Source organism: Sphingomonas bacterium, assembly GCF_903644055.1.
Taxonomy (GTDB): domain Bacteria; phylum Pseudomonadota; class Alphaproteobacteria; order Sphingomonadales; family Sphingomonadaceae; genus Sphingomonas_I.
Genome location: NZ_CAHJXD010000136.1, coordinates 1 through 5,384, shown reverse-complemented (window position 1 = coordinate 5,384; position 5,384 = coordinate 1). Strand labels below are relative to the sequence as shown.

At 67.6% G+C, this 5,384-nt stretch carries 7 protein-coding genes; 3 read left to right on the top strand and 4 right to left on the bottom strand.

Annotated elements, in window-relative coordinates; translation table 11 throughout:
- Positions 1–705, top strand: a 705-nt coding sequence (locus HUU94_RS05910) for a M17 family metallopeptidase (RefSeq protein ID WP_174274175.1), incomplete at its 5' end; no start/stop codon positions are given.
- A 240-nt stretch (positions 706–945) separates the two neighbouring features.
- On the top strand, positions 946–1,368 hold the full coding sequence (gene ndk, locus HUU94_RS05905; protein WP_174274174.1) for a nucleoside-diphosphate kinase: 423 nt from the start codon (positions 946–948) through the stop codon (positions 1,366–1,368).
- Here ndk and HUU94_RS05900 read toward each other — a convergent pair.
- The 4 genes from HUU94_RS05900 to purM are packed head-to-tail and all read right to left on the bottom strand — an operon-like array spanning position 1,335 to position 4,044.
- A complete protein-coding gene (locus tag HUU94_RS05900) occupies positions 1,335–1,988 on the bottom strand; it encodes a hypothetical protein (RefSeq protein WP_174274173.1) in 654 nt (217 codons plus the stop codon). The two genes, ndk and HUU94_RS05900, sit on opposite strands and share 34 nt — an antisense overlap.
- The gene (locus HUU94_RS12955) at positions 1,985–2,356 is read right to left on the bottom strand and encodes an MmcQ/YjbR family DNA-binding protein (protein ID WP_368039846.1); all 372 of its coding nucleotides are present in this window, start codon (positions 2,354–2,356) and stop codon (positions 1,985–1,987) included. Before HUU94_RS12955 ends, HUU94_RS05900 begins: the two co-directional genes overlap by 4 nt.
- A complete protein-coding gene (gene purN, locus HUU94_RS12950) occupies positions 2,353–2,922 on the bottom strand; it encodes a phosphoribosylglycinamide formyltransferase (RefSeq protein WP_368039845.1) in 570 nt (189 codons plus the stop codon). The genes HUU94_RS12955 and purN overlap by 4 nt, the downstream gene beginning before the upstream one ends.
- A gap of 30 nt (positions 2,923–2,952) precedes the next feature.
- Positions 2,953–4,044 carry a phosphoribosylformylglycinamidine cyclo-ligase gene (gene purM, locus HUU94_RS05890; protein WP_174274172.1) on the bottom strand — a complete coding sequence of 364 codons (1,092 nt, stop codon included), beginning with the start codon at positions 4,042–4,044 and terminating at the stop codon, positions 2,953–2,955.
- A 143-nt stretch (positions 4,045–4,187) separates the two neighbouring features.
- Here purM and HUU94_RS05885 point away from each other — a divergent pair.
- A partial coding sequence (locus HUU94_RS05885; RefSeq protein ID WP_174274171.1) for a heavy-metal-associated domain-containing protein occupies positions 4,188–5,384 on the top strand: 1,197 nt, incomplete at its 3' end.

The window sequence follows — 5,384 nt, the reverse complement described above, 5'->3', positions numbered from 1 at the left end:
GTCACCTTCGATACCGGCGGCATCAGCCTCAAGCCCGGCCCCGGCATGGAGGACATGAAGTGGGACATGGGCGGCGCGGGCGCGGTCGCGGGGCTGATGCGCGCGCTGGCGGCGCGCAAGGCCAGGTGCCACGTCGTCGGCATCTGCGGGCTGGTCGAGAATATGCCCGACGGCAAGGCGCAGCGCCCGGGCGACATCGTCACCACAATGTCGGGCCAGACGGTCGAGGTGCTCAATACAGACGCCGAGGGGCGCCTGGTGCTGTGCGATGCGCTTACCTGGGTGCAGCGGCGCTTCAAGCCCAAGACGATCGTTGACCTCGCGACGCTCACGGGGGCGATGATCGTCAGCCTCGGCCACGAATATGGCGGCATTTTCGCCAATGACGATGAACTCGCCGAACAGCTTGCGGCGGCGGGCGGCGCGACCGGTGAGAAATTGTGGCGGATGCCGATGGGCGACAGCTACGACAAATTGATCGACAGCCCGATCGCCGACATGAAGAATATCGGCCCGCGCGAAGCCGGATCGATCTCCGCGGCGCAATTCCTCAAGCGCTATATCGAGGATGGCGTGAAGTGGGCGCATCTCGATATCGCCGGGATGGTCTGGGCGTCGAAGCCCGGATCGCTTTGGGACAAGGGCGCCACCGGCTACGGCGTGCGCTTGCTCGATCGCTTCGTGAGCGACACGCTCGAGGCCTGAGAGTCTGTTTGGAAACTCGCGGAAGGGCGAGTTTCAGGCGGCACCGGCCCGCACCCCCACCCGACCTCCCACAGCGTATCCTGATTGGGAGGTCGGGTGGGGGAGCGGGCAGGCGCTGCCAACACGCCTATGGCGTGTTTCCAACAGACTCTAACCGGCGCTCCGGCTTGCGCGCTGGTGGGCGCGGGGCTAGAGGCGCGCCACTTCCCGAACAGCCTCAGACATGGAGACGCGGACGCGATGGCGACCGAACGGACATTCTCGATCATCAAGCCCGATGCCACCCGCCGCAACCTGACCGGCGGCGTCACCACGATGCTGGAGGAGGCCGGCCTGCGCGTCGTCGCCTCCAAACGCATCCACATGACCCGGGATCAGGCCGAGGGCTTCTACGCGGTCCACAAGGAGCGTCCCTTCTTCAACGATCTGGTGAGCTTCATGATCTCCGGCCCGGTGGTGGTGCAGGTGCTGGAGGGCGAGAATGCCGTCGCCGCCAACCGCAAGGTGATGGGCGCGACCAATCCCGCGCAGGCCGACGAAGGCACGATCCGCAAGACCTTCGCCGAATCGATCGAAGCCAATTCGGTCCACGGCTCCGACAGCGCGGAGAACGCCGCGAGCGAGATCGCCTACTTCTTCAAGCCCGAAGAAATCGTCGGCTGAACCTGAGCCCGCCAGGCGGTGTCGAGCTGTCTGGCGGCGGCGGCATCGCTTGCGATCGTGGCATTGCGGGAAAGCCCCTTCAGCCTGACGGTCGTGCCGGCGAGGAAGCCGTGCTCGGTCGAATAGCCTATCGTGTAGAGCGCGCGATCGACGTGGGCTTCGCCATCGACCAGATACTGCGTGGTGATCGCAACGGGTAGCTGGGCATCGCCCGCCGTCCGCTCCGCCGCGCCGGCATTCCTGCGCAGCTTCACCAGCGGGTGCGAAAACCAGCTCCGCTCGATCCGCGCATCGCCGGTCGTATCGATCGCTTGCAGCCCGAGCGCGGCGGGAAAGCGTAACCTCTGCGACTGCACCGTCTGATTTTGGGCGCGAGGGGTAAGCGAAAGCACGCGGCCATCGCGATCGGTGGTCGCGCGCAGCACCAGGATGGTGGCGGCCCGCTCGCTTTTGCTTTCGGAAGATTGCCGCTCGCGCTCGGTGTTGGTCCGCTCGCGATAGCTGTTCCAGAAGGTGAGCGCGGAGATCAGCACGGCCGCGATGCCCAGCAGCTCGCCGAGCGTCAGCCAACGTCGGCGGAGGCGCGCCGCCTCCGTCTTGTCCTCGCCGCTCCCGCTCATGGCGTGCGCAACAGCCGCGCCGGCGCGACGGTTTGCCAGCTCGCCTCGACCTTTCCGGCAATCAGATCCCAATCGGTCGCGTCCACGTCGGTGCGTATCGCGATCCAGCCTGAAGCGCCGATGTATGCGGGCCGGTAATAAAGCTCCGGATCGATTGCGATCAGCATCCGCTGCTCCTCGATACCGCTCAGTTTCACCATCACCGCGCTCGCGCCGTCATGGTGATGGTCGTGCCAATATTGCGCGAAAAGTTTTCCCTTTTCGATGAAGAAGACCGGCTGCCCGTGCGAGACCTTCTCGGCTGCTTGCGGCAGCGCCAGCGCGATCGCGCGCAGCCGCTCCAGATCACCCGCCGGATCGGGGCTCATGATCGCACCAGATCGGCGAGCACCCTTGGATAGAGCTTATGCTCCTCGATCAGCACGCGGCGGGCGAGCGCCTCGGCGTCATCGCCCTCCAGCACCGGGACTTCGGCCTGCGCGAGGATCGGTCCGTCGTCGAGCGATTCGGTGACCAGATGCACGGTGCAGCCGTGGCGCGCATCACCCGCGTCGAGCACGCGGCGGTGCGTGTCGAGCCCCTTGTAAAACGGCAGCAGCGAGGGATGGATGTTGACCATCCGTCCCCGCCACGCGGCGACGAACCCGGGCGATAGCAGCCGCATATAGCCCGCCAGCGCGACATATTCGACGTCGGCATCGCGGAGCGCGCCATCGACGAGCGCGTCGAACTCGGCGCGGGACAGGCCCTTGTGGCTCATCGCGAACTGCGGGATGCCGTTCACAGCCGCATAATCGAGCCCCGCCGCGTCGGGGACGTTCGAGACGATCAGCGCCACCTCGTAGGGACAGTCCTCCTTCCGCGCCGCCTCGATCAGCGCCGCCATGTTCGATCCCCGGCCCGAGATCAGGATGCCGACGCGCGCGCGGCTCAAGCCGGCAACCCCCACTCGGCCTCGGACCGATCAGGCATCATGCGTCGCCGACCATCCCGAACGCGCGCTCCATGTCTCGATGGAGCCGGTCACGGTGCAGCCGCGCGTGCCTGCGACGATCCGGCCGATCGGGAAAATCGTTTCACCCGACGCCTTCAGCGCCGCAGTGACCTCCGCGACATCCTCGCCGCGCACCGCCGCGACCATCCCGATCCCGCAATTGAAGGTGCGCGCCATCTCCTCGGGCTCGATCATGCCCTGCGCCTGCAGGAACGCCATCAGCCGCGATTGCGGCCAGGCATCGGCATCGATCTCGGCGCGCAATCCCTCCGGCAGCACGCGCGGCACATTTTCGAGCAGCCCGCCGCCGGTGATATGCGCGAGCGCCGAGACCTTGCCGGCGCGCACCAGCGGCAGCAGGCTCTTCACGTAGATCCTGGTTGGCTCCATCAGCCAGTCGATCAGCAGCCGGTCCTGATCGAACAGCGCGGGGCGGTAGAGCTTCCAGCCCTTGTCCGCCGCCAGCCGCCGCACCAGCGAGAAACCGTTCGAATGGATGCCCGACGAGGCGAGGCCGAGCAGCATGTCGTCTGCCTGCACGTGCGTTCCGGTCAGCGCCTGCGCGCGCTCCACCGCGCCCACCGAAAAACCCGCGAGATCATAGTCGCCCTCGGCATACATGCCCGGCATCTCGGCGGTCTCGCCGCCGATCAGCGCGCAGCCCGCGATCCGGCAGCCCTCCGCGATCCCCGCGATCACCCGCTCGGCGATCGCGTTATCGAGCTTGGCGCAGGCGAAATAATCGAGGAAGAACAAGGGCTCCGCGCCCTGAACGATCAGATCGTTGACACACATCGCGACCAGATCGATCCCGACCGTATCGTGCCGGTTGCTCTCTATCGCCAGCTTGAGCTTGGTGCCGACGCCGTCGTTGGCCGCGACCAGCAGCGGATCGGCATAACCCGCCGCCTTGAGATCGAAGAAGCCGCCGAAGCCACCGATCTCCGCGTCCGCCCCCGGTCGCCGCGTCGCGCGCACCAGCGGCGCGATCGCCCTGACCAGCGCATTGCCCGCCGCGATCGAGACGCCCGCCTTGGCGTAGCTGTAGGGTGCGTCCGTCATTTGCCCCCGATCCTTCCCCGGAAGGGGAGGGGGGCCACGCGCAGCATTGTGGAGGGGGCTGGCGGCTGGGGAGGAGTCATTGCGGCTGCCCTAATCATATCCCCCTTGGATTTCCACGGCCGTTTCGCCAGAAGCACGTTCGAATGACGCGCCGCCGCCGCCTGATCGTCGCCACGGGTTCGGCGCTCGCCCTCGGCATCGCCGCGCTCGGGATCGCGCAGATCGAAGGCAACGATCGCGGCGTGCCGCCGATCGACAGCTCGGCCAATTACGAGGTCGGCGGAATCCAGGTCGATGTCGTGGGCAAGAGCGCTCAGCAGGCGCGGATGGTGGGCTGGCGGCTCGCGCAACGCCGCGGCTGGGCTCAGCTCTGGGCCAAGGCCAATGCTCTGTCCGCCGCTCAGGCGCCGGCGCTCTCGGATGGCCAGCTCGATCAGATCGTCGCGGGGGTGTCGATAGAGGATGAGAAGATCGGCGCGCATCGCTATATCGCGCGGCTCGGCGTGCTGTTCGATCGCGGGCGCGCGGGCGATCTGCTCGGCGCGCACGGCGGCGGGCCGCGCTCGGCGCCGACCCTGGTGATCCCGGTGATGTGGTCGGGCGGGGTCGCGCAGAGCTTCGAGCGTCGCACCGATTGGCAGAAGGCGTGGGCACGTTTCCGCTCGGGCGGCAGTCCGATCGATTATGTCCGGCCGGTCGGCACGGGGCTGGATCCGCTGCTGCTCAACGTCGCGCAGGCGGGGCGGCCGGGGCGCGGCTGGTGGCGGACGATCCTCGATCAATATGGCGCCGCCGATGTCGTCGTGCCGACCGTCCATCTCGAGCGGCGCTATCCCGGCGGCCCGGTGATCGCGCATTTCATCGCCTTCCACGGCCCCGATTCGCAGGAAGTCGCGCGCTTCGATCTCGTCGCGCGGGACAGCGGCGATATGGCGAGGATGCTGGACGAGGGCGTGCGCCGGATCGACCAGGCCTATGCCGATGCCTTCCGCTACGGCGGCCTGATCGCCGATCCCTCGCTCGTTACCGAGCCCGCCGCCGTGGCCGATCTCAGCGAGGAACCCGTCGTCGAGGAGAATTCGGATTCGCAGGCCGCCGCGGCCGCCGCCAGCAGCGGTCCGACGCAGGCGTTCGACATTCAGGTGGATACGCCCGATTCGACGACGCAGACTTCGATCGAAGCCGCGTTGCGCGCGCTGCCGGGCGTGCGCACCGCCGCGACCAGCAGCCTCGCGCTGGGCGGCATATCGGTGATGCGCGTCGAATTCGCGGGCGATCAGGCGGCGTTGCGCGCCGCCGCCTTCGCCGCCGGGCTCCAGCTTCGCGAGGAAGGCGGCGTG